The sequence below is a fragment of the Billgrantia antri genome, assembly GCF_019430905.1.
GTDB classification, from domain to species: Bacteria; Pseudomonadota; Gammaproteobacteria; order Pseudomonadales; family Halomonadaceae; genus Halomonas; species Halomonas antri.
Genome location: NZ_JAHYCA010000003.1, coordinates 541,868 through 567,291, shown reverse-complemented (window position 1 = coordinate 567,291; position 25,424 = coordinate 541,868). Strand labels below are relative to the sequence as shown.

The 25,424-nt window shown below is 65.1% G+C and carries 25 protein-coding genes; 10 read left to right on the top strand and 15 right to left on the bottom strand.

Features of this window, described 5'->3' with window-relative positions; genetic code table 11:
* Positions 1 to 38 precede the first annotated feature (38 nt).
* From gatB to gatC, 3 genes are all read right to left on the bottom strand, one after another.
* Entirely contained in the window at positions 39 to 1,487 is a 1,449-nt protein-coding gene (gatB, locus tag KPL81_RS10660) for an Asp-tRNA(Asn)/Glu-tRNA(Gln) amidotransferase subunit GatB (RefSeq protein ID WP_219791955.1), read from the bottom strand.
* The gene (gatA, locus tag KPL81_RS10655) at positions 1,487 to 2,947 is read right to left on the bottom strand and encodes an Asp-tRNA(Asn)/Glu-tRNA(Gln) amidotransferase subunit GatA (protein ID WP_219791954.1); all 1,461 of its coding nucleotides are present in this window, start codon (positions 2,945 to 2,947) and stop codon (positions 1,487 to 1,489) included. Before gatA ends, gatB begins: the two co-directional genes overlap by 1 nt.
* A 72-nt stretch (positions 2,948 to 3,019) precedes the next feature.
* Complete coding sequence (gene gatC, locus KPL81_RS10650; protein WP_219791953.1) at positions 3,020 to 3,307, bottom strand: Asp-tRNA(Asn)/Glu-tRNA(Gln) amidotransferase subunit GatC; 288 nt, start codon at positions 3,305 to 3,307, stop codon at positions 3,020 to 3,022.
* A gap of 180 nt (positions 3,308 to 3,487) precedes the next feature.
* On the opposite strand from gatC, the gene KPL81_RS10645 reads away from it, so the two are divergent.
* The 7 genes from KPL81_RS10645 (at position 3,488) to tldD (ending at position 13,441) form a co-directional block, all read left to right on the top strand.
* Positions 3,488 to 4,525, top strand: a complete 1,038-nt coding sequence (locus KPL81_RS10645) for a rod shape-determining protein (RefSeq protein ID WP_104201758.1) — start codon at positions 3,488 to 3,490, stop codon at positions 4,523 to 4,525.
* Positions 4,526 to 4,656: 131 nt separating this feature from the next.
* Positions 4,657 to 5,532 (top strand): rod shape-determining protein MreC, encoded by an 876-nt coding sequence (gene mreC, locus KPL81_RS10640; RefSeq protein ID WP_209473050.1) that lies wholly within the window; start codon positions 4,657 to 4,659, stop codon positions 5,530 to 5,532.
* Positions 5,532 to 6,023 carry a rod shape-determining protein MreD gene (gene mreD, locus KPL81_RS10635; RefSeq protein ID WP_219791952.1) on the top strand — a complete coding sequence of 164 codons (492 nt, stop codon included), beginning with the start codon at positions 5,532 to 5,534 and terminating at the stop codon, positions 6,021 to 6,023. Before mreC ends, mreD begins: the two co-directional genes overlap by 1 nt.
* Positions 6,024 to 6,035: 12 nt before the next feature.
* Positions 6,036 to 6,632: a Maf family protein gene (locus tag KPL81_RS10630; RefSeq protein WP_219791951.1), complete on the top strand. Its 597-nt coding sequence runs from the start codon at positions 6,036 to 6,038 to the stop codon at positions 6,630 to 6,632.
* Positions 6,633 to 6,685: 53 nt separating this feature from the next.
* Positions 6,686 to 8,149, top strand: a complete 1,464-nt coding sequence (rng, locus tag KPL81_RS10625; RefSeq protein WP_209473044.1) for a ribonuclease G — start codon at positions 6,686 to 6,688, stop codon at positions 8,147 to 8,149.
* Positions 8,150 to 8,156: 7 nt separating this feature from the next.
* Positions 8,157 to 11,990: a YhdP family phospholipid transporter gene (locus KPL81_RS10620; RefSeq protein WP_219791949.1), complete on the top strand. Its 3,834-nt coding sequence runs from the start codon at positions 8,157 to 8,159 to the stop codon at positions 11,988 to 11,990.
* Complete coding sequence (tldD, locus tag KPL81_RS10615) at positions 11,987 to 13,441, top strand: metalloprotease TldD (RefSeq protein WP_219791947.1); 1,455 nt, start codon at positions 11,987 to 11,989, stop codon at positions 13,439 to 13,441. Before KPL81_RS10620 ends, tldD begins: the two co-directional genes overlap by 4 nt.
* Here the strand turns inward: tldD and yjgA are convergent, their stop codons facing one another.
* On the bottom strand, positions 13,442 to 13,948 hold the full coding sequence (yjgA, locus tag KPL81_RS10610; RefSeq protein WP_219791945.1) for a ribosome biogenesis factor YjgA: 507 nt from the start codon (positions 13,946 to 13,948) through the stop codon (positions 13,442 to 13,444). It abuts the gene before it with no gap.
* A gap of 144 nt (positions 13,949 to 14,092) precedes the next feature.
* Between yjgA and pmbA the strand changes: the two genes are divergently transcribed.
* Positions 14,093 to 15,433: a metalloprotease PmbA gene (gene pmbA / locus KPL81_RS10605; RefSeq protein WP_219791943.1), complete on the top strand. Its 1,341-nt coding sequence runs from the start codon at positions 14,093 to 14,095 to the stop codon at positions 15,431 to 15,433.
* A 67-nt stretch (positions 15,434 to 15,500) separates the two neighbouring features.
* On the opposite strand, the gene KPL81_RS10600 is transcribed toward pmbA, so the two are convergent.
* The 11 genes from KPL81_RS10600 to KPL81_RS10550 form a co-directional block, all read right to left on the bottom strand.
* On the bottom strand, positions 15,501 to 15,770 hold the full coding sequence (locus KPL81_RS10600) for an HPr family phosphocarrier protein (RefSeq protein ID WP_219791942.1): 270 nt from the start codon (positions 15,768 to 15,770) through the stop codon (positions 15,501 to 15,503).
* Between the two features lie 2 nt (positions 15,771 to 15,772).
* Positions 15,773 to 16,693, bottom strand: a complete 921-nt coding sequence (gene rapZ / locus KPL81_RS10595; RefSeq protein ID WP_209473032.1) for an RNase adapter RapZ — start codon at positions 16,691 to 16,693, stop codon at positions 15,773 to 15,775.
* A gap of 46 nt (positions 16,694 to 16,739) precedes the next feature.
* Positions 16,740 to 17,210 carry a PTS IIA-like nitrogen regulatory protein PtsN gene (gene ptsN / locus KPL81_RS10590; protein ID WP_209473030.1) on the bottom strand — a complete coding sequence of 157 codons (471 nt, stop codon included), beginning with the start codon at positions 17,208 to 17,210 and terminating at the stop codon, positions 16,740 to 16,742.
* 6 nt (positions 17,211 to 17,216) lie between these two features.
* On the bottom strand, positions 17,217 to 17,525 hold the full coding sequence (gene hpf / locus KPL81_RS10585; protein WP_167111169.1) for a ribosome hibernation-promoting factor, HPF/YfiA family: 309 nt from the start codon (positions 17,523 to 17,525) through the stop codon (positions 17,217 to 17,219).
* 108 nt (positions 17,526 to 17,633) lie between these two features.
* Positions 17,634 to 19,055 carry an RNA polymerase factor sigma-54 gene (locus tag KPL81_RS10580; RefSeq protein WP_219791940.1) on the bottom strand — a complete coding sequence of 474 codons (1,422 nt, stop codon included), beginning with the start codon at positions 19,053 to 19,055 and terminating at the stop codon, positions 17,634 to 17,636.
* Between the two features lie 156 nt (positions 19,056 to 19,211).
* Entirely contained in the window at positions 19,212 to 19,937 is a 726-nt protein-coding gene (lptB, locus tag KPL81_RS10575; protein WP_209478649.1) for an LPS export ABC transporter ATP-binding protein, read from the bottom strand.
* 7 nt (positions 19,938 to 19,944) lie between these two features.
* Positions 19,945 to 20,484 carry a lipopolysaccharide transport periplasmic protein LptA gene (gene lptA, locus KPL81_RS10570; RefSeq protein WP_419974881.1) on the bottom strand — a complete coding sequence of 180 codons (540 nt, stop codon included), beginning with the start codon at positions 20,482 to 20,484 and terminating at the stop codon, positions 19,945 to 19,947.
* Entirely contained in the window at positions 20,481 to 21,101 is a 621-nt protein-coding gene (gene lptC, locus KPL81_RS10565) for an LPS export ABC transporter periplasmic protein LptC (protein ID WP_209473026.1), read from the bottom strand. Before lptC ends, lptA begins: the two co-directional genes overlap by 4 nt.
* Positions 21,102 to 21,112: 11 nt before the next feature.
* Entirely contained in the window at positions 21,113 to 21,670 is a 558-nt protein-coding gene (locus KPL81_RS10560; RefSeq protein ID WP_219791938.1) for a KdsC family phosphatase, read from the bottom strand.
* Positions 21,671 to 21,694: 24 nt separating this feature from the next.
* A complete protein-coding gene (locus KPL81_RS10555) occupies positions 21,695 to 22,708 on the bottom strand; it encodes a KpsF/GutQ family sugar-phosphate isomerase (protein WP_240549166.1) in 1,014 nt (337 codons plus the stop codon).
* Between the two features lie 32 nt (positions 22,709 to 22,740).
* Positions 22,741 to 23,685 (bottom strand): calcium/sodium antiporter, encoded by a 945-nt coding sequence (locus KPL81_RS10550; protein ID WP_219791936.1) that lies wholly within the window; start codon positions 23,683 to 23,685, stop codon positions 22,741 to 22,743.
* A 140-nt stretch (positions 23,686 to 23,825) separates the two neighbouring features.
* Between KPL81_RS10550 and KPL81_RS10545 the strand changes: the two genes are divergently transcribed.
* Entirely contained in the window at positions 23,826 to 24,638 is an 813-nt protein-coding gene (locus tag KPL81_RS10545) for an ABC transporter ATP-binding protein (RefSeq protein WP_219791934.1), read from the top strand.
* Positions 24,635 to 25,417: a lipid asymmetry maintenance ABC transporter permease subunit MlaE gene (gene mlaE, locus KPL81_RS10540; protein ID WP_219791932.1), complete on the top strand. Its 783-nt coding sequence runs from the start codon at positions 24,635 to 24,637 to the stop codon at positions 25,415 to 25,417. Before KPL81_RS10545 ends, mlaE begins: the two co-directional genes overlap by 4 nt.
* Positions 25,418 to 25,424: the final 7 nt, after the last annotated feature.

Here is a 25,424-nt window from a genome sequence, read left to right as displayed (position 1 = left end):
CTCCCAAGATGCCGAGCGCAGTGGTTCTGCGTGCTTTTCTATGCGTCCAGCTTTTCCTTCAGCAGCGCATTGACCTGCTGCGGATTGGCGGTCCCACGCGAGGCCTTCATCACCTGGCCGACGAAGTAGCCGATCATCTTGCCGCGCTTGTCCGGCTCGGCATCGCGATACTGAGCGACCTGGGCCGGGCTGTCGGCGATCACCTGGTCGATCATCGCCTCGATGGCACCGCTGTCGGTAACCTGCTTGAGCCCCTGGGCCTCGATGATGTCATCGGCGCTGGCACCTTGGCCGTTCCACAACGCCTGAAACACCTGCTTGGCGGCCTTGCCGTTGATGGTGTCGTCGATGACGCGGACGAGCAGTTCACCGAGCTGGCGGGCCGAGACCGGGCTGTCCTTGATCGACAGGCCTTCGCGGTTCAAGGCGCCCGAGAGTTCGCCCTGGACCCAGTTGGCGGCCTGCTTGGCATCGCCGCAGACGTCCTTGACCTCGTCGAAATAGTCGGCCATCTCGCGGGTGGCGGAAAGCACGCTGGCGTCGTAGGCCGACAGGCCCAGTTCGTTCTCGAAGCGGGCACGCTTCTCGGCGGGCAGCTCCGGCAGGTTGTCGCGCAGGTGATCGATGTAGGCCTGGTCGAGCACCACCGGCAGCAGGTCGGGGCAGGGGAAGTAGCGATAGTCGTTGGCTTCCTCCTTGGTTCGCATGCTGCGAGTCTCGTCGCGCTCGGGGTCGAACAGGCGTGTCTCCTGCACTACCTTGCCGCCATCCTCGAGCAGCTCGATCTGGCGCTCCACCTCGAAGGCGATGGCGCGCTCGACGAAGCGGAAGGAGTTGACGTTCTTGATTTCGGCACGGGTGCCGAAGGCTTCCTGGCCCTGGGGGCGTACCGAGACGTTGACGTCACAGCGCATCGAACCCTCGGCCATGTTGCCGTCGGAGATGCCGAGGTAGGTAACGATGGAATGTATGGCCTTGAGATAGGCGGCGGCCTCTTTCGCCGAGCGCATGTCGGGCTCGGAGACGATTTCGAGCAGCGGCGTGCCAGCGCGGTTGAGGTCGACGCCGGTCATGCCGTGAAAGTCCTCGTGCAGCGACTTGCCGGCATCCTCCTCGAGGTGCGCGTGGTGCACGCGAATCGGCTTGGTCGTGCCGTCCTCCAGGGTGATCTCGACAATCCCGGCACCGACGATGGGCTGGTACATCTGGCTGGTCTGATAGCCCTTGGGCAGGTCGGGATAGAAGTAGTTCTTGCGATCGAACACCGAAACCTCGGGGATCTCGGCATGGATGGCCAGGCCGAACTTGACCGCCATCGCCACGGCGGCCTCGTTGAGCACCGGCAATACTCCGGGCAGGCCCAAGTCGACGGCGCAGGCCTGGGTGTTGGGTTCGGCGCCGAAGGCGGTGGAGGCGCCGGAGAATATCTTCGAGCGGGTGGCGAGCTGGACGTGAACCTCCAGCCCGATCACGGTTTCCCATTGCATCAGGCGTTCTCCTCGGCGAAGGCGGGGCGTTGACGGTGCCAGTCGGTGGCCTGCTGGAACTGATGGGCGACGTTGAGCAGGCGCGCCTCGGTGAAGTGGCTGCCCAGTATCTGCAACCCGATGGGGCGGCTGCCGGCGAAACCGGCCGGTACGCTCATGCCGGGAATGCCCGCCAGGTTGATGGCAATGGTGTAGATGTCCTGCAGGTACATCGAGACCGGATCCTTCTTGGCGCCGAGATCGAAGGCCGGCGTGGGCGAGGCTGGGCCCATCAGTACGTCGACTTCCTCGAAGGCGTCTAGGAAGTCCTGGCGAATCAGGCGGCGCACCTGCTGGGCCTTCTTGTAATAGGCATCGAAGAAGCCTTCGGAAAGCGTGTGGGTACCGATCAGAATGCGGCGCTTGACCTCGTCACCGAAGCCCTCGGCGCGGCTGCGCTTGTACAGGTCGATCAGGTCGGCGGGGTTGTCGCAGCGATGGCCGAAGCGTACGCCGTCGAAACGCGACAAGTTCGATGAGGCCTCGGCGGGGGCGATGACGTAGTAGGCCGGGATCGCGTAGTGAGTGTGCGGCAGGCTCACCTCGCGCACGCTGGCGCCGAGCGACTCGAAGACCTTGATTGCCTCGCGGATCGCTGCTTCCACCTGGGGGTCGAGGCCGTCGCCGAAGTACTCTCGCGGCAGGCCGATCTTGAGACCGGCGAGAGGCGTGTCGAGCTCCTCGGTATAATCCGGCACACCGCGTGCCACGCAAGTGGAGTCGCGCAGGTCGTGGCCGGCCATCGCCCCCAGCAACAGGGCGCAGTCCTCGGCGGAGCGGGCCATGGGGCCGGCCTGGTCGAGGCTCGAGGCGTAGGCGATCATGCCGTAGCGCGACACCCGCCCATAGGTGGGCTTGAGTCCGGTGATGCCGCAGAAGGCGGCGGGCTGGCGGATCGAGCCGCCGGTGTCGGTGCCGATGGCGGCCGGCACCAGGCCGGAGGCCACCGCCGCCGCGCTGCCGCCGGAGGAGCCGCCGGGCACGGCATCGAGATCCCAGGGGTTCTTCACCGCACCGTAGTGGCTGTTTTCGTTGGAGGAGCCCATGGCGAACTCGTCCATGTTGGTCTTGCCCAGGCTGACGGTACCGGCGGCCTCCAGCTTCTCGACAATGGTGGCGTCGTAGGGCGAGATGAAGTTGTCGAGCATTCGCGAACCGGCGGTGGTCTTGACGCCCTGGGTGCAGAAGATGTCCTTCAGCGCCAGGGGCAGGCCGGTCAGCGGCCCTGCCTCGCCCGCGGCACGCGCCTTGTCGGCGGCTTCGGCGGCGGCCAGGGCCTGATCGTAGGTGACGGTAATGAAGCTGTTGAGCTTGCCGTCGAGGCGGTCGATGCGGCCCAGCAGGTGTTGTGTCAGTTCGCGGCTGGAGAACTCGCCGGCTTCGAGCGAACGGGTCAGTTCGGCAAGGGTCTTGTCATGCATGCGGCATGGCTCCATGAAGGCGTGCCGTGATAGAGAAAGCGGATCCTGCGATGACCGGCGGCCGGTCAAGGCTCATTCGACGACTCGAGGAACGAGGTAGAGCCCGTTTTCCACGGCCGGAGCGCAGCGCTGGAAGCGAGCGCGCTGGTCGCTCTCGGTGACTTCGTCGGCGCGCAGGCGCTGGGTGACGTCGAGCGGGTGCGCCAGTGGCGCGACGCCTTCGGTGTCGAGTCCCTGGAGCAGGTCGACCATCTCGAGAATGCGGCCTAGGTCGTCCACGTAGCGGGCGGCTTCGTTGTCGGTCAGGCCGAGGCGGGCCAGGTGGGCGGCCCGCTGCACGTCTGCGTGTTCAAGCGCCATGAGCTGAGTGTCCTCGCACGGATAGGAGTGTTATACACAGCAGGAAAAGGTACCATATCCGACGCGTGGCGGGCACTCTTACTCGCACCTGCGGCGGCGCCATGTCGCTTGCTGCACGGGGGCCGCGATGATACCGTTTGCCTCCGCACTGGTCCCGGTCTGCACTAGGTAACGACGTCCATGTTCAAACGTTTGAGGGGGCTGTTCTCCAGCGATCTTTCCATCGATCTGGGTACGGCCAATACGCTGATTTATGTCCGCGGTCGCGGTATCGTGCTCGACGAGCCGTCGGTAGTGGCCATTCGCCAGTCCGGCAACATGCGCAGCGTGGCCGCGGTTGGCGCCGATGCCAAGCGCATGCTGGGCCGTACGCCGGGCAATATCACCGCCATTCGGCCGATGAAGGACGGCGTGATCGCCGACTTCACCGTGACCGAACAGATGCTGCAGCACTTCATCCGCAAGGTGCACCAAAGCACCTTTCTGACACCCAGTCCGCGGGTATTGGTCTGCGTACCCTGCATGTCGACCCAGGTCGAGCGTCGGGCGATCAAGGAGTCTGCCGAGGGGGCCGGTGCCCGCGAAGTGTTCCTGATCGAGGAGCCCATGGCCGCCGCCATCGGCGCCGGCCTGCCGGTGGACGACGCCCAGGGCTCGATGGTAGTGGACATCGGTGGCGGAACCACCGAGATCGCCATCATCTCGCTCAACGGGGTGGTCTACTCCGAGTCGATCCGGGTCGGTGGCGACCGCTTCGATGAGGCCATCTCCGCCTATGTGCGGCGTCACTATGGCAGCCTGATCGGCGAAGCCACTGCCGAGCGCATCAAGGAGGAGATCGGCTGTGCCTATCCCGGCGGCGAGCTGCGTGAGATCGACGTACGCGGCCGCAACCTGGCCGAGGGCATTCCGCGCAGCTTTACCCTGAACTCCCACGAAATCCTCGACGCGCTGCAGGAGACGCTCTCCTCGATCGTCGCCGCGGTCAAGAGCGCGCTGGAGCAGTCGCCGCCGGAGCTCGCTTCGGACATTGCCGAGCGTGGACTGGTGCTGACCGGCGGTGGCGCTCTGTTGCGCGATCTCGACAAGCTGATCGCCGAGGAGACCGGGCTTCCGGTCATCGTCGCCGAAGATCCGTTGACCTGCGTGGCGCGTGGTGGGGGCAAGGCGCTCGAAATGATCGACCGCCACACTTTCGAGCTGCTCTCGAGCGACTGACGCCGGCGCAAGACCGATTGACAGTGCGAATCGACGTATGAACAGGCGCGGCCAGCCGATATGCCGCGCCCGGTGCGGGGGGGACGTCTATTAAACCGCTGTTCTCGCACGGTTCTGTGCCTGGCTACCGCATGCTGGCGTGTGCGGTGGCCGCTTCTGTGTTGATGTTCGTCGATCATCGTTTTACCCGTATGGAAGAGGTCCGTGCGCAGCTCACCACCGTCGTGGCGCCGATCCAGTGGCTGGTGGCCGTACCCAGTGACATCCTGGCCTGGGGGTCGCTGGCGCTATCTGATCAGCGTGGACTGGTAGAAGAGAACCGCCGTCTGCGTGAACAGATCCTGCACCTGTCGCATCGGGTGCAGCACATGTCGAGCCTGACGGCGGAGAACGTTCGCCTGCGCGAGCTGTTGGGGGCCGCGGCGCGTACGGAGGCGGAGTACATTACTGCTGAGCTGCTCTCCCTGGACGCCGATCCGTTCACCCACCAGATGGTCATCGACCGCGGTCGCCGCAACGGGGTCTACGTGGGGCAGCCGGTGCTGGACGCCTCGGGGTTGGTGGGACAGGTAACGGCCGTTTCGGCGTACTCCAGCCGGGTGCTGATGGTCGCCGATGCCAGCCATGCGCTGCCGATCCAGGTCAATCGCAACGGGCTGCGCTTCGTGCTCCAGGGTAGCGGTCAGTACGATGCCCTGCGGGTGGTGCACGTACCCGATACGGCCGACATTCGCCAAGGGGACCTGCTGGTGACATCCGGTCTTGCGGGTCGCTTTCCATCGGGCTATCCAGTGGCAAGAGTCACCGAGGTGGTACATGACCCCGGGCAGCCCTTTGCCCGGGTAACGGCCGAGCCCGTGGCGCGTCTGCAACGCTCGCGCCACTTTCTGTTGATTTTCCCGCCAGCGCCTCCTCCGGTCCCGGAGGATGAGATGTGGGACCGCGAACTGCCCGAGGAGGCCGAGGTGGATGCTTCGCTCGGTCCCGCCACGGAGGAGCAGGAGTGATGCCAAGCGGACCCCGTACCCCTCTGGCCTGGGTGTGGTTCACCCTGCTGCTGGCGCTTTGCCTGCAGGTGATGCCGCTGGCCGAGGGGTGGCAGATCTGGCGCCCTGACTGGCTCGGCCTTATGCTGATCTATTGGTGCATGGCTACGCCCGACCGGGTCGGCGTCTTTCATGGTTTCGTGCTCGGCATCCTGCTCGATCTCATCGAGGGGGCGCCGCTGGGCCAGAACGCCTTGACCCTTTCCCTGCTGGCGTTCCTCTCGGCGCTGGTCTACCCGCGTTTTCGAACCTACTCCCTGGTACAGCAGGCACTGTTGATCCTGGTGCTGCTGGGGCTGGTACAGCTGGTAGAACAGTGGCTGCGCACCCTGTTCGGTCCTTTTTCGATGCATCTTGCCTTCCTGTTGCCATCCTTGATCGGCGCAGCGCTGTGGCCCTGGCTGGTCACCATGTTCCAGGCACTGGAGCGTCGCCTGCTGAGTCACGATTGAAGGAACGACCCTATGACCGAGACGTCGAGTCCTGCCGTGCTGTGTCTGGCGTCGGCTTCGCCGCGGCGGCGCGAGCTGCTCGCCAGCATCGGGGTGGTGGCGGAGGTGAAGCCCGTCGATATTGACGAGACGCCTCTAGCCGAAGAGAGCCCCGAGGCGTACGTCGTACGACTGGCGCGCGAGAAGGCCTCGGCCGGAGGACGGCTCACGAGGCTGCCGACACTGGGCTCGGACACCGCGGTGGTGTGTGAAGGCCGGATTCTCGGTAAGCCTACCGATCGGACTGAGGCCGCGGAGATGTTGCACCTGCTGTCGGGGCGCGCACACCAAGTCCTCACTGCCGTGGCCGTGACGGGGCCTGCCGGATTGCTCGACGTCTGCGTGACGACGCGGGTCCAGATGCGCCGGATCGAAGAGAGGGAGGTGGCGGCCTACTGGGCCACCGGCGAGCCGGTCGACAAGGCGGGCGGCTATGCCATCCAGGGGTTGGCGGCGATCTTCATCGAACGCATCGAGGGCAGCCACTCTGCCGTGGTGGGGTTGCCGCTGTACGAGACGGCGCAACTGCTGGGTCGGCAGGGCGTCCGGTTATGGAATGGTGCTGTCTAGTCGCATCACTATGTCATAATGCGGCGAAGACTGAACTGGACAAGGATTTCCGCATGAGCGGCGAAGTACTGATCAACCTGACGCCGATGGAAACCCGCGTGGCGGTAGTGGAAAACGGCGTGCTGCAGGAGGCGCTGATCGAGCGAACGCGCCGGCGCGGCATCGTCGGCAATATCTACAAAGGCCGCGTGGTACGGGTGCTTCCCGGCATGCAGGCGGCCTTCGTCGATATCGGCCTCGACCGGGCGGCGTTCATCCATGCCCACGAGGTGATGCCTCCGGGTACCCCGCCCGAGGAGCAGGCCTCCATCGGCCAGCTGCTGCACGAAGGCCAGGCCCTGGTCGTGCAGGTCACCAAGGACCCCATCGGTACCAAGGGGGCGCGTCTCACCACTCATCTGTCGGTGCCGTCGCGTTATCTGGTCTACATGCCCGACTCTCCCCATCATGGTGTCTCCCAGCGCATCGAGGACGAGCGTGAGCGCGAGCGCCTGCGTGAACTGCTCGAGCTCTGCCAGGCCGAGCAGGAGATCGAGATCACCGGTGGCTTCATCGTGCGCACGGCGGCAGAGAACGTGGGCAAGGACGAGCTCTTTGCCGACATGCACTTTCTGCTTCGACTGTGGCGCAAGGTCAGCGAACGCAAGGTGACGGCGCCGGCACCCAGCGTGATCTACGACGACCTGCCGCTGTTCATCCGTACGTTGCGCGACCTGATGCGCGACGAGATCGAGAAGGTGCGTATCGACTCGCGGGAGAACTACGTCAAGCTGCTCGAGTTTGCCGAAGAGTTCATGCCGGATTCCTCGGCACGCATCGAGTACTACCCCGGCGAGAGACCCATCTTCGATCTCTACAGCGTCGAGGACGAGATCCAGAAAGCGCTGGGGCGCAAGGTGCAGCTCAAGTCCGGTGGTTACCTGGTGATCGATCCCACCGAGGCGATGACCACCATCGACGTCAACACCGGCGGCTATGTGGGGCATCGCAACCTCGAGGAGACCATCTTCAAGACCAACCTCGAGGCGGCCAACGCCATTGCTCGCCAGCTACGACTGCGCAACCTGGGCGGCATCATCATCATCGACTTCATCGACATGGAGGACCCCGAGCACCAGCGCCAAGTGCTGCGAGTGCTCGAGAAGGCGCTGGAGCGCGACCATGCCAAGACCAAGTGCACCGGCGTCACCGAACTGGGGCTGGTGCAGCTGACCCGTAAGCGTACCCGCGAAAGCCTGGAACAGACGCTGTGCGAATCGTGCCCCACCTGCAGCGGGCGCGGCACCCTGAAGACCGCCGAGACGGTGTGCTACGAAATCTTTCGCGAGATCCTGCGCGAGGAACGCGCCTATAACGCCGAGACCTACATGGTGCTGGCCTCCCAGCCGGTAGTGGATCGGCTGCTCGACGAGGAGTCTGCGGCGGTCGCCGATCTGGAAGCCTTCATCGGCAAGACCATCCGCTTCCAGGTCGAGACCCACTACTCCCAGGAGCAGTACGACATCGTGCTGATGTGAGCGTCCGATGCCACCTTCTCGCCGGATAGGACGCTGGACCCTTACCCTTCTGGCCGTGCTGCTGTCGCTGGTTGCGCTGCTGTTGCTGGTGCTGCGACTGGCGCTGTCCCAGGTCGATCAAATGGCACCACGCGTCGAGCGCCTGCTCGAGGCGCGCACGGGCGCGGCGGTCCAACTGCGTGACTTCAATGCCAGGCTGGCACGGCTCGATCCGGTGATCGAGGGGGGAGGCTTGTCGCTCAGCACCCAGGAGGGGAGCGCCGGTCTGCCTCTGCTCGAAATCGAGTACGCCCGGCTGTGGCTCGACAGCTCTGCCAGCCTGCGTACCGGCGTGCCGGTGATCGCCGATGCTCGCATGCGCGGGATGACCCTGCATCTCTATCAGGATGAGCAGGGCGGCTGGCACTGGCCGGATCCGGCGCAAATCCCACCTGAACTGCTCGAAGGCGAATTCGACCTCGAACAGCTCGATTTCTGGGTCGGGCTGTTGCTGCGCCAGCGCGCCTGGGTGGAAGACGTACGGCTGGTGCTGCATGGTCGCGAGCGCCGGGTCGACATGCTGGCGCCACGCTTGCTGCTCACCGGCGATGAGCGGCGTGCCCATCTCGAGGGTGAAGTGCACCTGGAGGGGCAGGAGGAGGCTACGCTGCAGGGCGCGCTGGAGGTTTTCCCCGGACCTACCGGCTTTCGTGATTTCAGCGCTGCCCTTCAGGCCACGATGAAGCTCGGCACGCTGGTCGATCTGGTCGAGGTTTTCACTCCCGAAGACCCCCTGCGTCTCGAGGACGCCAGCGGTGACGTCACCCTGTGGGGACGCTGGCACCTCGGGGAGCTTGCCGATGCGCGAATCGACGTCGACGTGCCGCGACTGGCACTGCGTCGCGATAACGAACCCATCGTGCTGGAACCGTTCAAGGCGCGCGGCCAGTGGCTGCGCAACGAGGAAGGCTGGGAGGCGTGGCTGCAGGGCGATGCCGCAGCAGCCGACTGGGCCGAGCCGCGTGAGCTCGAGCGCGAGCGGGAACCGGCACTGCCGCATTTCTGGCATGTACGTAGCGACGCCGAAGGCTGGTGGCTGACCACCAGCCGCTTCGAACTGGCATCGCTGGCCGCGTGGCGCGAGCGCATCCTGCTGCCCGAAGCGCTGGTGCGCACCATCGATGCCCTGGACCCTCGTGGCCTGGTGTCGGGGCTCGGCGTCGGGCGACGCAACGGGCGTTGGGTAGCCCAGGCGGCGGTGCACCAGGTCGAGGTGGAGCCATGGAACGATGCGCCGGGGGGCGGTCCGCTCGATGCCTGGGTCGAGGCGCGTGACCTCTCGGGAAGTGTCGAGTTCGTCGGCGTCGGTGAGCCGACGTTCAAGGTGCCGCGGCTCTATGAAGCGCCGATGGAGCTCTCTCATGCCAGCGGTGAGGTGCGGTGGACTTACGAGGGACCACGTACTTTCGTCAGCGGTCGCAACCTCAAGGCAGGGTGGCAGGGGGCCGAGGTGGAGGGCAGTTTTGGCTTGGCGCTCGGTGGCGGCGTGCAGGGGGGGCTGGGTCTCGATCTACGATTTCGCGATGCGGATGCGCTGGAGCGACCACTGGAGAACTGGTTACCCGGCGACGTGTTAGACGATGAGCTGTATGCATGGTTGTCCGCGGGCGTGGCTGGACGCGTGCCGTCGGGCGAACTCAAGCTGCACCTGCCGCTGCACCAAGGTGGAAGCGACGTTGAGCCCCGCTTGCAACTCGACCTGGAGATCGAGGAAGGGCGGCTGTCGTTCGATCCGCAATGGCCGGCGATCGAATCGCTCGACGGGCGGCTGCGGGCTGGCATCGGCACCCTCGAGGCTGAGGTGCGGCATGCCGAAAGTCTGGGGGTCCAGGGCCGCGATGGAAGTGTCACCATCGAGGACGAGGTGCTGCGCGTCACAGGAGCGTTGGCAGCCGATGGCCAAGCGTTGCACCGCTACCTGTTGGCGTTGCCCGTCGACGGTATGGAGCAGGTCGAGAATTGGCGCGCTGAAGGGAGTGTCAGCGGCGAGATCGAATTGGCCACGCAGCTCGGTGAGGAGGACGACTTCCAGCTCGATCTCGACACTCAGGTGGATATGGAGCGGCTTGTCTACCTGCCACTGGGCATTCCTGTCGAGAACGTACAGGGCCCGTTGGCGTGGCGCCAGCGCAATGACGAAGGGGGGCTTGAGGGGCAGTTGGAAGCACGCCTCTTCGGTGGGCCGCTCAATGCCGACCTCGACACTCTCGCCGGCCATGTGGATTTCGACGGTTCCGCTGAGATCGAAAGCGTGCTGCAGCGTTTCGATGTCGGCCATCTTGGTGCCAGCGTGTCGGGCCGTCTGCCCTGGCGTGGTCGGTTTTCGCTGGGGGAGGTGGGCAACACCTTTCGCTTCGACAGCAGCCTGGAAGGAGTCGCCATCGACCTGCCCGAGCCGCTGGGCAAGGCAGCGGGCGAGGCGCGCCCGCTGTGGGCCTCGGCTGACCTCGACCAGCAGCGGGTCGAGGCCGAGATGGGGGGCGAGGCTCGCCTGCGCTGGCGAGGCTTGCCGTGGTCCAGTCACGGGCAGGGGCAGTTCTGGCTGGGACGATTGCCGGATGCCCCGGCGTGGCCCGAGCAGGAGGGCTGGTCGGGTACGCTCTATCTCCCCCGGCTCGATCTTGTAGCTTGGGGCGAGGCATTGTCGCCGCTGTTGGTGGAGGAAGCTTCTGGAGACAGCACCCCCCCTGCGTACCTGCAGAGTCTGCGGGTGGAAACCGCCTGTCTCGTCGGCCCCGAGGCCTGCCTGGGAGCCATCTACGCCGAAGCGCGCCCACACGTCGGCGGCGGCTGGCGTGTCGGCTTGCGCGGCGACCTGCTCGAAGGGAGTCTCGATTACCGACCGAGCCTAGCCGATCCGCTGGATATCGCGCTCGAAAGGCTGACCCTGGATGGCCTGCTTACGGCGGCCGGTGGGCAGGGCGCCGGAACATTGCTCGAAGAGCTCGATGTGCCGCCTGACCCGGCTCCGCTGCCCGGCTGGCTCACCGAACTGCCCGATGGACGTCTACGAATCGCCGACATCCTTTACCAGGGACGGCAGCTCGGCCCGCTGACCGCTCACTGGGAGGGCGGGCCGCAGCGGTTGCGGGTGGCCCCGCTGGGACTGACCCTGGGGCAGATATCGGCGCGGGGGGAGGTCGTCTGGGAGTCGGCCGGAGCCGGCGACAGCCTGACCCGTTCGCGGGTCGATCTCGATGGGCGTGACCTGGGCACGGCCCTGGAACGGCTCGGCCAGCCGATCTCGATTCACAGCAACGAGACCCGAGTGCGTAGCCAGCTGGCCTGGCCGGGAGCTCCCTGGAAATTCGCCCTGGCACGCTCACGCGGCAGCATCGAAGTCGAGTTGCGCGATGGCCGTTTTGCCAACCTCGAGTCACCCACGGCACGGCTGGTGGGCTTGCTCAACATCGACAACCTGGTGCGCCGGCTGCGCATGGATTTTTCCGACGTGACCGGCCAAGGCACGGCTTTCGATCGTGTGAATGGGGCTGCTACCCTGTATGAGGGCGTGCTGGAAACCAACGGCCCGGTCACGATAGACGGCCCGGCGACCTCCTTCACCCTGGATGGCACCGTCGACCTCGTCCAGCGGGAACTGGATCAGCGCCTGGGGGTGACGGTACCCGTCAGCAGTAGCCTGCCGCTGGCCGCGGTGATCGCCGGTGCGCCAGTGGTGGGTGGGGCGCTGTTCCTGGCCGATCGCCTGTTCGGGCGCGCCATCGATCGAGTCACCCGAATTCACTATCGCGTGCGGGGTCCGTGGATCTCGCCGGAAATCACTCTGGAAACCGCCGAATGACCACCTCTTCCTCTCTCTTACTCGATACCGCTGCCGAGATCCTGCTGCATCCCGGCGGGCTGGACATCGATGCGCTCGATGCCGGCCTAGGGCACGTGTTGACCTCCGGCGTGGACTATGCCGACCTCTATTTCCAGAGGAGCTGGCATGAGAGCTGGGTCCTCGAGGACGGTGAGGTCAAGGAGGCCGGCTACAACATCGACGGCGGCGTCGGCGTGCGCGCCATGGCCGGTGAAAAAACCGGATTCGCCTACTCCAACCAGATCACCGTCGATGCCTTGGCCGAGACCGGACGCACGGCATCGGGCATCGTGCGTAGCGGTGCCACACTGCCGGTCGGTACGCGCGTGGTGAGCCAGGCAGCATCGCGCTATGCCGCGATCGATCCCTTGTCGGGCCTGTCGGCCGAGGACAAGATTGCTCTGCTCAAGCAGGCCGACCGTGTGGCGCGAGCCGCCGATCCGGCAGTCAGTCAGGTCAGTGCCTCCCTGACCGGCGTGCACGAGGTCGTGCTGGTGCGCGCCAGCGATGGCACCCTGGCGGCCGATGTGCGCCCGCTGGTACGGTTCAACGTCAGCGTGATCGCAGTCAAGAACGGTAGGCGCGAGCGTGGCAGCGCCGGCGGTGGCGGCCGCTATGCCATGTCACGGCTACGTGACGACAACGTCGCCGAACGTTTCGCCAAGGAGGCAGTGCGTCAGGCCTTGGTCAATCTGGAGGCCGTCGATGCGCCGGCAGGCCAGATGCCGGTGGTGCTCGGGCCCGGCTGGCCCGGCATCCTGCTTCACGAGGCCGTGGGCCACGGGTTGGAGGGCGACTTCAATCGCAAGGGCAGTTCGGCGTTTGCCGGATGCATGGGCCAACGCGTGGCGGCTCCCGGAGTTACCGTGGTGGACGATGCCACCCTGGCCGATCGTCGCGGTTCCATGAGCGTGGACGACGAAGGTACGCCGGGGCAGTACACTCCGCTGATCGAGGACGGCATTCTCACCGGCTACATGCAAGACAAGCTCAATGCCAGGCTGATGGGCATGCAGCCCACCGGCAACGCCCGACGCGAGTCGTTCGCCCACATGCCGATGCCGCGCATGACCAATACCTACATGCTGGCTGGCCAGGACGATCCGGCCGATATCCTCGCCAGCGTCAAGCGTGGTATCTACGCGGTCAGCTTCGGCGGTGGCCAGGTGGACATCACCTCGGGCAAGTTCGTGTTCTCGGCCAGCGAGGCCTACCTGATAGAGGATGGACGGATCACCACGCCAGTGAAGGGGGCCACCCTAATCGGCAACGGGCCCGAGGCGATGGGCCGGGTGTCAATGATCGGTCACGACCTGGAGCTTGATACCGGCATCGGCGTCTGCGGCAAGGAGGGACAGGGCGTTCCGGTAGGAGTTGGCCAGCCGACGCTCAAGCTGGATGAGCTCACCGTCGGCGGCACTGCCTCTTGATCAAATGCCGGCCGTATCCCGGATCAGCTTGAACAGCTTGCGGGCGTTGGCCGGGGGCTTGCCGCGTTCGCGCTCGCTCCTGGCGTTGCGAATCAGCTGGCGAAGAGCCTGGCGATCGACATCGGGGTAATCGGCGATGAAGGCTTCAACGGCTTCGTCGCCGTCATCGATCAGCCGGTCGCGCCACTTCTCGAGGCGGTGGAAGGCGAGATCGCGACGACGATTTTCCTGCTCGATTTCGTCGAATACGGCCTGGATTGCCTCGAGGTCTTCGCGCCGCATCAGCTTGCCGACGTACTGCATGTGGCGCCGCCGCCCTTCGTGGGAGCGGATGCGGGACGTTTCTTCGACGGCCGCCAGCATGTCTTCCGAGAGCGGAAAGCGGGCGCGCTCGGCGGGTGTCATGGCGATGATCTGTTCGCCCAGGGCCTGCAGTGCATGCATTTCGCGCTTGAGCTGGGACTTGCTCGGACGTTCGTCGAAGGAGGAGGGAGTATCCTGGGTCATGCCGCGTCCAACTAGTGAGAGTTCGGGAATAGCCTGGCCAGTTAAGCGACCAAGCTCGAATGATGGCAGTATATCAGTCCGTCGCCGGGCGGCGGGAAATGACACGTGGGAAGCCGGCGCGTCCGGTCAGCGAAGGAGAGACACATGAGCAAGGCTTTCGATGCCTCCGTCCAGCAGGCGCTGCTGGAATCCCGGGCCGAGCAGGCTCTGCGGCTGGCGAAGCACCTGGGGGCGGATGCCTGCGAAGTGGGAGCCAGCGTCGATCAGGGAATCGGCATCAGCGTGCGTGAAGGAGAGGTGGAGTCCGTCGAACTCTCACGCGACCAGGGAATCGCCGTGACGGTCTACCTGCGTGGGCACAAGGGCAGCGCCTCCTCCACCGACGCCGGTGATGCTTCGATACGCGAGGTCGTCGAGAAGGCCGTGGCCATCGCCCTCTACACCGGGGAGGATCCCGCGGCCGGGCTGGCTGATCCCGAGTTGATGGCCACCGAGCTGCCGGATCTCGACGTGCACCATCCCTGGCCGCTTTCCACCGAGCAGGCCATCGATCTGGCGCTGGCCTGCGAGGCGGCCGGGCGCGGCGAACCCGGTATCCGTCAGTCGGAAGGGGCTTCGCTCTCCAGCGGCGAAGGGGTGAGGGTCTATGCCAATAGTCACGGCTTCATGGGCAGTCAGCGCGGCAGCCGCCATTCGCTCTCCTGCATGCTGATCGCCGAAGACGAACACGGCATGCAGCGTGACTACGACTACACCAGCGCACGTGATCCCAAGGAACTGCTGTCTGCCGAGGTGGTGGGCAGGCGGGCAGCCGAGCGCACCCTGAGCCGGCTTGGTGCGCAGCGCCCCGCTACCGGGCGCCTGCCGGTACTGTTCGATGCCACCGTGGCCAGTGGCCTCGTCGGGCACCTGATGAGCGCCATCGCCGGCGGTTCGCTCTATCGCCAGGCCTCCTTCCTGTGCGACCGGCTGGGCGAGCCGCTGTTTCTCGACTGGTTCACCCTGGGCGAGCATCCCATGGAGCGTGGTGCCATGGCCAGTTCGGCCTTCGACAACGACGGTGTGCAGACGCGCAACAATGTCTTCATCGAGCAGGGCCGCCTTGCCAGCTACATGCTGTCGGCCTACAGCGCACGGCGCCTCGGCATGCAGACCACGGGCAATGCCGGTGGCGCTCGCAACCTGCGCATCTCGGCACCGCTCGAGACGCGCCAGGCGCTGCTCGCGCGCATGGGGCGCGGGGTGCTGGTCACCGAGCTGATGGGGCAAGGCGTCAATGGAGTCACCGGTGACTACTCGCGTGGTGCAGCCGGCTTCTGGGTGGAGAATGGCGAAATCCAGTACCCGGTAGAGGAGTTCACCATCGCCGGCAACCTCGAGGCAATGTTCAAGGGGTTGCAGGCCGTCGGCAGCGATATCGACACCCGCGGCAGCATTCACACCGGCAGCTGGCTGATCGACGAGATGACCGTGGCGGGTAGCTGAAGCGGATTTACGCTTTACCGCAAAGCTCGCGGGAATGAGCGAGCGATGGTCAGGCCAGGCGAAGCCCCTAACTATCCTCTTCGAAGCGGGCCTCGAAGAGAGCCTCGATGGCCTCCAGCACCGCTTCGGCGTCGTCACCCTCGGCACTGATTTCCAGCTCGGTGCCGCAGGGGGCGCCCAGCATCAACAGCGCCATGATGTTGCTGGCGTCGGCCTGCTGCGGCCCTCGGTTGACGAGCACGCGCGCATCGAAAGGCTGACAGCACTGCACCAGCTTGGTGGCAGCGCGGGCATGAAGACCGCGTTTGTTGGTCAGGGTCAGCTTGCGGCAGGGCACACTCAGGTTTCCTTGCTGTCTGATGTCTCTGCGGTCTTTCCACGGGCGGGAGTGACCGGTGTATGAATGCCGAGTTCGCGGTGGCGAAGGCGTACGTCCGGCTGCTGTTGCGCGAGGTGATGCGCGAGACGCTCGGCGAGATAGACCGAGCGGTGCTGGCCGCCGGTGCAGCCGATGGCAACGGTCAAATAGCTGCGGTGGGTGTCGCGATAGGCCGGCAACCAGCGTTCGATCCAGGCGATGATGTCGTCGAGCATCTGCTGTACCAGCGGGTACTGCTCAAGAAACTCCACGATGCTGGGTTCCCGGCCAGTAGCGGAGCGCAGGCGCGGATCCCAGTAGGGGTTGGGCAGGCAGCGTGCATCGAAAACGATATCGGCATCGAGCGGCACGCCACCCTTGAAGCCGAACGACTCCACCGTCAGGGTCAGCTGGTCGGCGCGATGGCTGGCGACTTGCTCGGTGATGCGCCCGCGTAGGTCATGCACCGACAGCCGTGAGGTGTCGATGATCAGATCCGCCAGGTTGCGAATGTCGCTGAGGGTCGCGTCTTCCGACTCGATGGCTTCGTTCAGGGTCATGTCCCGACCGCGGGTCAGGGGGTGGCGGCGCCGGGTGGCAGAGTAGCGTTCGAGCAGGATGCGGGCGTCGGTCGTCAGGTAGACGATCTGGCAGTCGACCTGATTGGTACGCAGCTCTTCAAGCAGACGCGGGAAGCGTTCAAGGGCATGAGGCAGGTTGCGAGCATCGATGCTCACCGCAATCGAAGTCTGGATCGTGGGTGAGTTGCGTAGCTCATCCACCAAGGAGCCGAGCAGCATCGCCGGGAGATTATCGATGGCGTAGTAGCCGATGTCCTCGAGCGCCTGCAGTGCGATCGACTTGCCGGAGCCGGAGCGGCCGCTGATGATCACAAGCTGCATGAGGGGTCTCCTGATCAGGGCTGGCCGATACGGTGAATTGTTCAATTCAGCCCGAGGACTGTCGTCGAATCGCTTCGATAAGGCGCTCGTGGAGTTCGCGCTGGCTAGCGCATTTTCGCAGCTGGGCGCGCGTCTCGGCATCGTTCATCACGCCGGCTACCTGGCTCAGCAGCGACAGGTGCGTATCGTCGGCCTCTTCGGGGACCAGCAGCACGAACACCAGGTCGACCGGCTCGCCGTCGATGGCATCGAAGTCGATCGGCTCGGCCAGCTTGAGAAATGCCGCCACCGGGCTGTGACAGTGCGGACTTCGTGCATGGGGGATGGCCACGCCATTGCCGATGCCGGTGCTGCCCAGCCTCTCGCGACCGACCAGCCTGCCGAAGACCTCCTGACTGTCGAGGCTCGGAGTGTTCTGCGCAATGAAGGTGCTGAAGAATTCCAGCACCCTCTTCTTGCTGCCTCCCGGAACGTCGAACAGCGCTCGCTCCGGGGGCAGGATGGTTTCCAGTGTCATGGCAACTCAGCGAATGCCGGCGCCCTGGGCGCGAGCCTGGGCTTTTTCCTTGTGTTTGACCAGTTGACGATCGAGCTTGTCGGTCAGCGCATCGATGGCGGCGTACATGTCTTGATCGGAGGCTTCGGCGTGAAGGTCGGCGCCGGCGGCATGCAGCGTGCAGGCGGCCTGCTGACGCTCCTTCTCGATCGAGAGCGTGACCTGCACGTTGGTGATGTTGTCGTAGTGTCGCTGGACGCGGTTCAGCTTCTCGCTCACGTAGTCACGCAGTGAATCGGTCAGCTCAACATGATGGCCGGTGATGTTGACTTGCATGACAAGCTCCTTCGTCCTTCGGGTGGTAGCTCGATTGTAACCCTTTTTACTGCCCTGCATACCCCTTCGAACGGCGGGTTTGCCGGGGATCAGCATTGCGTCGCGGTATCAGCGAAAACGCTTGCGTTCGCTCGAGGAGGGGATGCCCAGGGCTTCGCGATATTTGGCCACCGTGCGGCGAGCGACCTGGATGCCATCATCGCCCAGCAGCTCCACCAAGCGGCTATCGGAGAGCGGCTTGCGCGGCGGTTCGTCGGCGATCAGCTTGCGGATGCGGGCGCGAATCGCCGTGCTGGAATGCACGTCACCGTCACCGTTTCCGCCGACATGGCTGGAGAAGAAGTACTTCAGTTCGAAAACCCCGCGGGGGGTGTGGATGAACTTCTGCGTCGTCACCCGCGAAATGGTCGACTCATGCATCTCGACGGCCTGGGCGATGTCGGCCAGTACCAGGGGCTTCATGCCTTCCTCGCCCTGCTCGAGAAACTCGATCTGGCGTGCCATGATCTCGCGCCCCACCCGCAGCAGGGTGTCGTTGCGGCTGGCAAGGCTTTTCATCAGCCAGCGCGCTTCCTGCAGGTGATCCTTGAGAAACTGGTTGTCCTGACTCTTGTCCGCGCGCCGTACCAGGGCGACGTAGTCGGGCTGGATGCGCAGACGTGGCAGTGCCTCGGCGTTGAGCTCCACGCGCCAGCCGGATTCGTCATGGTAAGCAACCAGGTCCGGGGTGACGTAGCTGCTGCCGACCTCGGCATAGGCGCTGCCTGGCCGGGGGTCCAGCGAGCGAACCAGGGCGATGACCTGATCCAGCGATTCGTCGTCCAGCCCTAGGCGGCGCTTCAGCAGGCGACGATCGTCGGCGGCCAGGGCCTCGAGGAACTGGCGTACCAGGCGGCGGGTCTGGGGCAGCAGCGGCGTGTCATCGGGCATCGCGGCCAACTGCAGCATCAGGCACTCGCGCAGGTCGCGGGCGAACACGCCGGTCGGTTCGAACTGTTGCAGGCGCAGCAGGACCTGCTCGACTTCCCGGGTCGGCAGGCCCTCCAGGCCTTGCCGGCGCAGGCCGTCGCGAATCTCCTCCAGCGGTTGCGCCAGATAGCCGGTGGCATCGACGGCATCGATCAGGCTCTCGGCAATAAGGCGCTGGCGATCGCTCAGATCGGTCATTGCCAATTGCCAGATCAAATGGCCGGTCAGGGTCTGCGCCGAGGCCTGGCGCTCGAAGTCGGGGCCTTCGCCGGTAGCGCCACCGGAACTCGTGCCGTGATCGGGGTAGGTATCCGACCAGTCGCTGTCGGTGGAGAGTTCGCTGGGTATCTCGCTGGCCCAGTCATCGCTTGGGGTATCGCTGACGGCCTGCTCGCCGAAGCCGTCGTCGAGTTCCAGCATGGGGTTGGATTCCAGTGCCTGCTGGATCTCCTGGCGCAGGTCGAGCGTCGAAAGCTGCAGCAGGGCTATCGCCTGCTGCAGCTGGGGAGTCATGGTCAGCTGGGTGCCGACACGCAGTTGCAGGGAAGCTTTCATGGCCATGAGGGGTAGGCGCTCATCTGCCGGAAAAGCTCTACCCTAGACGGGAAGGTCGCGACTTGCAAGAGTTGACTGCAATATGTATGCCAGTAAGGGTTTTTATCCCTGATTAGAATGTTTTAATGCAGTCCGGGGGCTTGCATAATGCGATGGAGTGAGCTACAGACGAAAGTCCTCGCCGAGGTAAACCTCGCGGACCCGTCGGTTGGCCAGAATGGCCTCGGCATCGCCTTCGGCGATGATCTGGCCGTCGCCGACGATATAGGCCGAGTCGCAGATGTCCAGCGTTTCGCGTACGTTGTGATCAGTGATCAATACGCCGATATCGCGCGCCTTGAGTTGGCGAATGATGCCCTTGATTTCCCCTACCGAGATCGGATCGACCCCGGCAAAGGGCTCATCGAGCAGAATGAAGGCCGGCTCGGTGGCCAGTGCCCGGGCGATCTCGACGCGTCGCCGCTCACCACCGGACAGGCTCATGCCGAGGTTGTCGCGGATGTGGGTGACGTGGAAGTCCTCCAGCAGCTGCTCGAGCCTCGCCTGTCGCCCACGACGGTCTAGATCCCGTCGTGTCTCCAGGATGGCCATGATGTTATCGGCCACCGACAGTTTGCGAAAGATCGAGGCTTCCTGGGGCAGGTAGCCGATACCGGCACGAGCGCGCTCGTGCATGGCGCTGTGGGAGAGGTCCAGGTCGTCGATATAGACGTCGCCGGCATCGGCCTTTATCAGCCCGACGATCATGTAGAACGAGGTGGTCTTGCCGGCCCCATTGGGTCCGAGCAGGCCCACCACGCAGCCCTGCTCGATCGAGATGCTGATGTCGTGCACCACGCGTCGGCGCTTGTAGCTCTTGGCCAAATGCCGGGCATGTAGGGTCTTCATCGACATCTCAGCGCTCCGGCTGCAGCGTCATGCGTATGCGCTGGCTGCCTTCGACGCCCTCGCTCTGGGCGCGGGCCTGAACGACACGGCGATCGAGGAAATATTCCAGATAGCCACCTTCGAAGGTGTCGCCGCCCTGATGCAGTTCGGCGCGGTCGATCAGTTCCACTCGCCGTTCGGCGACATGGTAGATGATCTTGCGCCCCCAGCCGCGAACGACCGGTTGCTCCGGATCGGGCTGCTGCTCGATGTAGGCGCGTTCACCGTAGGCTGTGGCGCGCGAGAGCTCGCCGGCTTCATTGCGCTGGAACTCGACTCGGTCACCGGTCAGCTGCATGCTGCCCTGACGAATATCGACATCACCGGTGTAAACCGCCGTGCCGGCCTGGTCGTCGAGCTCGAGTCGATCGGCCGCGACCTCGATGGGCTGTTCGGCGTCGCGCTGCTGTGCCACGACCGAATCCATGCCCGCCAGGCTGAGCAGCGCCGCACCAGCCAGCATCAGGATGAGAGGCCGGCATAGGGTCGGGAGCCTGTATCGCGTCATGGCGTGAAATCCTCTAGGTTGACGGCGTCGGCCTGGTCCGTCTGGGTGCCTTCGGGCACATGGTGGCCGCGCACATTGTCGGTCAAACGTGCCCGATTGTCATGGATCCAGGCGTCGAAACGTTCGCCGCGCATACGCTGTGGTGGCTGCTGCAGCAGGGCAGGCGTGTCGCTCCAGGCGTGGCCCGTGTCGGCGTCGAAGTGCAGGGTCTCGGTGTCGAGCTGCCAGCGTTCCTCGGGGGCAAGCAGGCGGGCGTCGCCGGTGAGCGTCAGCGGATTGCCGCCCGGGCCGAGGCGGCCTTCCGTGCCGCTTGCCACCCACAGTCGGCCCTCGCGGTCTATCAGATGGGCCTCTGGCTCGACGGCTCGGGTGACGTCGTCATGGGGGGTATGGACGAGTCGTGGGCTCTCCAGGCGCTGGTGAGCGCGGCCGGTAGCATCGAAGCGGGTCAACTGGGCCTGCTCCAGGAAATAGTCGGGCTCGCCCGCCTCGTCGCTGGGCACCGGCCCGGGTGCCGGGGCCTGCCAGGGATCCAGCCAGGCGATCAGGCCGCCGAGCAGTAGAAGCAGCAGGAACAGCCAGGCACGGAACGAGGGGCGCGGTAGCCGGCGCAGCATACCCGTTGGCCTCAACGCTTGCCGTGGAGGTAGGTGTCGACCAGCGCGTCACGATGCCCCTGCGCTTCGAGCAGCAGGTCGCAAATCTCGCGCACCGCGCCATGCCCGCCGCTGCGTTCGGTAACGTAGTCGGCCATATCGCGTATATAGACCGGCGTGTTGGGGACGGTGATGCCAACCCCGGCGCGCTGGATGGCGGCCAGGTCGGGCAGGTCGTCACCGCAGTAGGCCACCTGTTCGAGCTCGATACCCTTGCGCGTGCACAGCTCGCGCAGGGTTGCAAGCTTGTCCTCGCAGCTCTGGTAGACATGGTCGATGCCCAGGGCAGCGGCGCGGTGACTGACCATCGGCGACTCGCGTCCGGTCAGGAAGGCCACCTGCAGGCCGGCGCGACGCAGCAGCTTGAGGCCCAGGCCGTCCTGGGTGTGAAACGCCTTGATCTCTACGCCGTCGGCCTGGAAGTAGAGGCGGCCGTCGGTGAGTACGCCATCCACGTCCAGCGCCAGCAGGCGAATCCTGCGCAGACGATCGACGAGGTGCGGGTCGAGGGTGGAGCTGGCCAGAGCCATGGGCTCTCCTTGGTCAGGGTAATGTCAGATCACGCCGCTTCGCAGCAGGTCGTGCATGTGCAGGGCGCCGATCGGGTGGCCTGCTTCGTCAACGACGGCAAGCGCCGTTATCAGGTTGTCCTCCATCATGCGCACCGCTTCGGCGGCCAGCACATCGGGGGCGATGCGCTTGCCGGGACGGGTCATGACGTCGTCCACCGTCAACTGGCTGAGGTCTTGGTGTTGGTCGAGCGTGCGACGCAGGTCGCCATCGGTATAGACACCGATCAGGCGATTCTGCTCGTCGACGACACAGGTGAAACCGAGCCCTTGACGGGTAATCTCGAGCAGGGCGTCACGCAAGGGGCTGCCCAGGGGCACGCTGGGCAATCGCTCGCCCTGATGCATCAAATCGCTGACACGCAGCAGTAGGCGCTTGCCCAGGCTGCCGCCGGGGTGCGACAGGGCAAAGTCTTCGGCGGTGAAGCCGCGCGCCTCGAGCAGGGCCACGGCCAGTGCATCGCCCAGTGCCAGGGCGGCGGTGGTCGAGGCCGTAGGAGCCAGGTCCAGCGGGCACGCCTCGCGCTCGACGCCGGCATCGAGATGCGCATCGGCATGGCGGGCTAGGGTCGATTCGGGGCGGCCGGTCATGCTGATCAGCGGGGTGCCGATACGCTTGAGCAGCGGCAGCAGTGCGGTGACTTCGGCGGTCTCGCCGGAGTTCGACAGGGCCAGTACCACATCGCCCGGCGTGATCATGCCCAGATCGCCATGGCTGGCCTCGCCGGGGTGCACGAAGAAGGCCGGCGTGCCCGTGCTGGCGAGCGTGGCGGCGATCTTGCCGGCAACGTGCCCCGACTTGCCCATGCCGGTCACCACCACTCGCCCCTGGCAGGCGAGCATCAGCTCGCAGGCGCGGTCGAAATGGCTGTCGAGCCTCCCCTTGAGGGCCGCGATGGCCTGCTCCTCGATCCTGAGGGTGCGGCGTGCGCTTTCCCTCAGCGTCGAGGTGGCTGGGGTGGCGCTGCCGGGGGGCGCGGTGGATTCGTCTGAGTTCATGACGATGATTGTTGCCCGATGCGAGGTTTCACTCAAGTGGCACGACCGCTGATACCGAGCCACGCCAGGTAGGCGGCATAGGAGAGCAGCAGGGCGACACCAATGGGACGGCCTAGGCGGCCCTGGCGTTGCCACAGCAACAGTGCGGCCAGAGCCAGCGTTAGCAGCAGCATGACACGATAGTCGCGTCCCGCGGCATCCGGGTCGGGGGCGCCGGGGGCGATGAGCGCTGGTATCGGCAGCACGGTCAGCAGATTGAACAGGTTGGAGCCGATAACGTTGCCGATGGCCAGGTCGTGGTGACGTTTCACGGCACTGGCCACGCAGGCAGCCAGCTCCGGCAGGCTGGTGCCCACGGCCACCACGGTCAGGCCGATGACCAGCTCGCTGATGCCGAGACCGCGCGCGAGTTCGCTGGCACCCCACACCAGGGCGCGGGAGCTCAGTGACAGCAGCAGTAAGGTAATGACCAGCCAGGAGAGCGCGCTCTTCACCGTCATGTCGGGGATCTCGCTGATCGGGCTGGTGTCGGGGGTGTCGGCGCGAATCAGCCACCACACGCTGAACACCATCATGATCAACAGGATCAAGCCGTCGAAGTGCCCCAGTATGCCGTTGCCCAGCGCATAGCCGGTGATTCCGGTTGCGCCGAGCAGTAGCGGGAGCTCCCGGCGCACCAGGGAAAAGGGGACCGGGATGGGGCGTGCCAGTGCCGTGGCGCCCAGCACCAGCCCGATGTTGGCGATGTTGGAGCCCAGGGCATTGCCGATGGCCAGATTCGGTAGACCGTCGAGCGCGGCGAACAGCGCGACCACCATCTCGGGAGCCGAGGTGCCCAGCGCCACGACGGTCATGCCGATCAGCATCGCGCTCAGGCCGGTACGGCTGGCGGTGGCTGCCGCGGCATTGACGAAACGGTCGGCGCTCCAGGTGAGTACGGCAAGGCCGAGGACGACGGTGACGAGGGGAATCCACATGGCAAACGAGTCAGGGAGACGAGTGAGGCCGCACATTAGACGTCTTCACTGGTTTGGGTGCAAGTCGCGCACCCGGTGGGCTGGCGTCGGGTAGATGAGTTAGGATACGATGTTCGATAATTTTCCCAGGACCGTGCGGCATGATCGATTCCCCCTTCGTGGAGGTGGAGGACCTGCGTTTCTCGCGTGGCGAGAAGACCATCTTCAGCGGTGTCGAGCTGCGGATTCCCCGCGGCCGGATCACGGCCATCCTGGGTCCCAGCGGTACCGGCAAGACGACGCTGCTCAAGCTGATCGGCGGACAGTTACTGCCCGATGCCGGCAGGGTGCTGATCGCCGGGCAGGATGTGCACGCCTTGTCGCGCAAGGCCTTGTTTTCCTTGCGCCGGCGAATGGGCATGCTGTTCCAGAGTGGGGCGCTGTTCTCCGATCTCAGCGTATTCGAGAATGTCGCGTTTCCGCTGCGTGTACATACCGACCTGCCGCAGACCATGATTCGCGACCTGGTGCTGATGAAGCTTCAGGCGGTGGGATTGCGAGGGGCACGCGAGCTGATGCCGGCTGAATTGTCCGGCGGCATGGCGCGGCGTGTCGCGCTGGCACGGGCGATCGCGCTGGATCCCGACCTGGTGCTCTACGACGAGCCGTTCGTGGGTCAGGACCCGATCTCCAAGGGGGTGCTGGTGCAGTTGATCAAGAAGCTCAACGAGGCGCTGGGCCTGACCTCAATCGTGGTGTCGCACGATATCCAGGAGACACTGTCGATTGCGGACTATGTCTACGTCATCGCCGATGGCCGGGTCATGGCGCATGGCACGCCCGGAAGCCTCGATATCGACGACGACCCGCGGGTCAGCCAGTTCGTGCATGGCGAGCCGGATGGCCCCGTGCCCTTTCACTATCCGGCGCCGGACTATTTCCGCGATATCCTCAACCTGGAGGGGCGGCCATGATCGGCCGCATCGTGCGCCTCGGGCGCAGTGGTTGCGATGTGCTCGAGGCGCTGGGGAGGGCGAGTCTGTTTCTCGCCCAGTCGGCCGTTGGCATTCCCTCCCGCGAGGGTTGCTACCTGTGGCTGCGACAGATGCACTTCGTCGGTGTTCTGTCGCTGGCGATCGTGCTGGTGTCGGGGCTGTTCATCGGCATGGTGCTGGCGCTGCAGGGCTACACGATTCTGGTCGATTTCGGCGCCGAGCAAGCGCTTGGGCAGATGGTGTCGCTGTCGCTTTTGCGTGAGCTGTCCCCGGTGGTGGCGGCGCTGCTGTTTGCCGGACGTGCTGGCTCGGCGCTTACCGCCGAGATCGGCCTGATGAAGGCTACAGAACAGCTCACCAGCATGGAGATGATCGGTGTCGATCCGCTGCGCAGGATAGTGGCACCGAGGCTGTGGGCCGGTTTCGTCGCGCTGCCGATGCTGACGATCGGCTTCAGTGTGATCGGTATCTACGGCGGCTATCTGGTCGGCGTCGAGTGGCTGGGCGTGTTCGAGGGCTCCTATTGGAGCAGCATGCAGGCCAATGTCGACTTCTTCGACGACGTCGGCAACGGCATGGTCAAGAGTCTGGTGTTCGCGCTGGTAGTGACCTGGATCGCGGTGTACCAGGGCTACGACCTGGTGCCGACGTCGGAGGGAATATCACGTGCTACCACGCGTACGGTGGTCTATGCCTCGCTGGCGGTGCTGGGCCTGGATTTCGTGTTGACTGCGGTCATGTTCGGAGGATTTTCCTGATGGTGGT

Excerpts from the sequence above, each read along its gene's own strand:
- rng (WP_209473044.1), top strand. The coding sequence starts at position 6,686 with ATGAGCGGCGAAGTACTGATCAACCTGACGCCGATGGAAACCCGCGTG.
- lptB (WP_209478649.1), bottom strand. The coding sequence starts at position 19,937 with ATGAAGACCCTACATGCCCGGCATTTGGCCAAGAGCTACAAGCGCCGA.
- KPL81_RS10620 (WP_219791949.1), top strand. The coding sequence starts at position 8,157 with ATGCCACCTTCTCGCCGGATAGGACGCTGGACCCTTACCCTTCTGGCC.
- KPL81_RS10580 (WP_219791940.1), bottom strand. The coding sequence starts at position 19,055 with ATGGCCATGAAAGCTTCCCTGCAACTGCGTGTCGGCACCCAGCTGACC.
- yjgA (WP_219791945.1), bottom strand. The coding sequence starts at position 13,948 with ATGACCCAGGATACTCCCTCCTCCTTCGACGAACGTCCGAGCAAGTCC.
- lptC (WP_209473026.1), bottom strand. The coding sequence starts at position 21,101 with ATGCTGCGCCGGCTACCGCGCCCCTCGTTCCGTGCCTGGCTGTTCCTG.
- hpf (WP_167111169.1), bottom strand. The coding sequence starts at position 17,525 with ATGCAAGTCAACATCACCGGCCATCATGTTGAGCTGACCGATTCACTG.
- rapZ (WP_209473032.1), bottom strand. The coding sequence starts at position 16,693 with ATGCAGCTTGTGATCATCAGCGGCCGCTCCGGCTCCGGCAAGTCGATC.
- KPL81_RS10555 (WP_240549166.1), bottom strand. The coding sequence starts at position 22,708 with ATGAACTCAGACGAATCCACCGCGCCCCCCGGCAGCGCCACCCCAGCC.
- tldD (WP_219791947.1), top strand. The coding sequence starts at position 11,987 with ATGACCACCTCTTCCTCTCTCTTACTCGATACCGCTGCCGAGATCCTG.
- KPL81_RS10545 (WP_219791934.1), top strand. The coding sequence starts at position 23,826 with ATGATCGATTCCCCCTTCGTGGAGGTGGAGGACCTGCGTTTCTCGCGT.
- gatC (WP_219791953.1), bottom strand. The coding sequence starts at position 3,307 with ATGGCGCTTGAACACGCAGACGTGCAGCGGGCCGCCCACCTGGCCCGC.
- gatA (WP_219791954.1), bottom strand. The coding sequence starts at position 2,947 with ATGCATGACAAGACCCTTGCCGAACTGACCCGTTCGCTCGAAGCCGGC.
- ptsN (WP_209473030.1), bottom strand. The coding sequence starts at position 17,210 with ATGACACTGGAAACCATCCTGCCCCCGGAGCGAGCGCTGTTCGACGTT.
- mreD (WP_219791952.1), top strand. The coding sequence starts at position 5,532 with ATGCCAAGCGGACCCCGTACCCCTCTGGCCTGGGTGTGGTTCACCCTG.
- gatB (WP_219791955.1), bottom strand. The coding sequence starts at position 1,487 with ATGCAATGGGAAACCGTGATCGGGCTGGAGGTTCACGTCCAGCTCGCC.
- mreC (WP_209473050.1), top strand. The coding sequence starts at position 4,657 with ATGCTGGCGTGTGCGGTGGCCGCTTCTGTGTTGATGTTCGTCGATCAT.
- pmbA (WP_219791943.1), top strand. The coding sequence starts at position 14,093 with ATGAGCAAGGCTTTCGATGCCTCCGTCCAGCAGGCGCTGCTGGAATCC.
- KPL81_RS10645 (WP_104201758.1), top strand. The coding sequence starts at position 3,488 with ATGTTCAAACGTTTGAGGGGGCTGTTCTCCAGCGATCTTTCCATCGAT.
- mlaE (WP_219791932.1), top strand. The coding sequence starts at position 24,635 with ATGATCGGCCGCATCGTGCGCCTCGGGCGCAGTGGTTGCGATGTGCTC.
- KPL81_RS10550 (WP_219791936.1), bottom strand. The coding sequence starts at position 23,685 with ATGTGGATTCCCCTCGTCACCGTCGTCCTCGGCCTTGCCGTACTCACC.
- lptA (WP_419974881.1), bottom strand. The coding sequence starts at position 20,484 with ATGACGCGATACAGGCTCCCGACCCTATGCCGGCCTCTCATCCTGATG.
- KPL81_RS10630 (WP_219791951.1), top strand. The coding sequence starts at position 6,036 with ATGACCGAGACGTCGAGTCCTGCCGTGCTGTGTCTGGCGTCGGCTTCG.
- KPL81_RS10560 (WP_219791938.1), bottom strand. The coding sequence starts at position 21,670 with ATGGCTCTGGCCAGCTCCACCCTCGACCCGCACCTCGTCGATCGTCTG.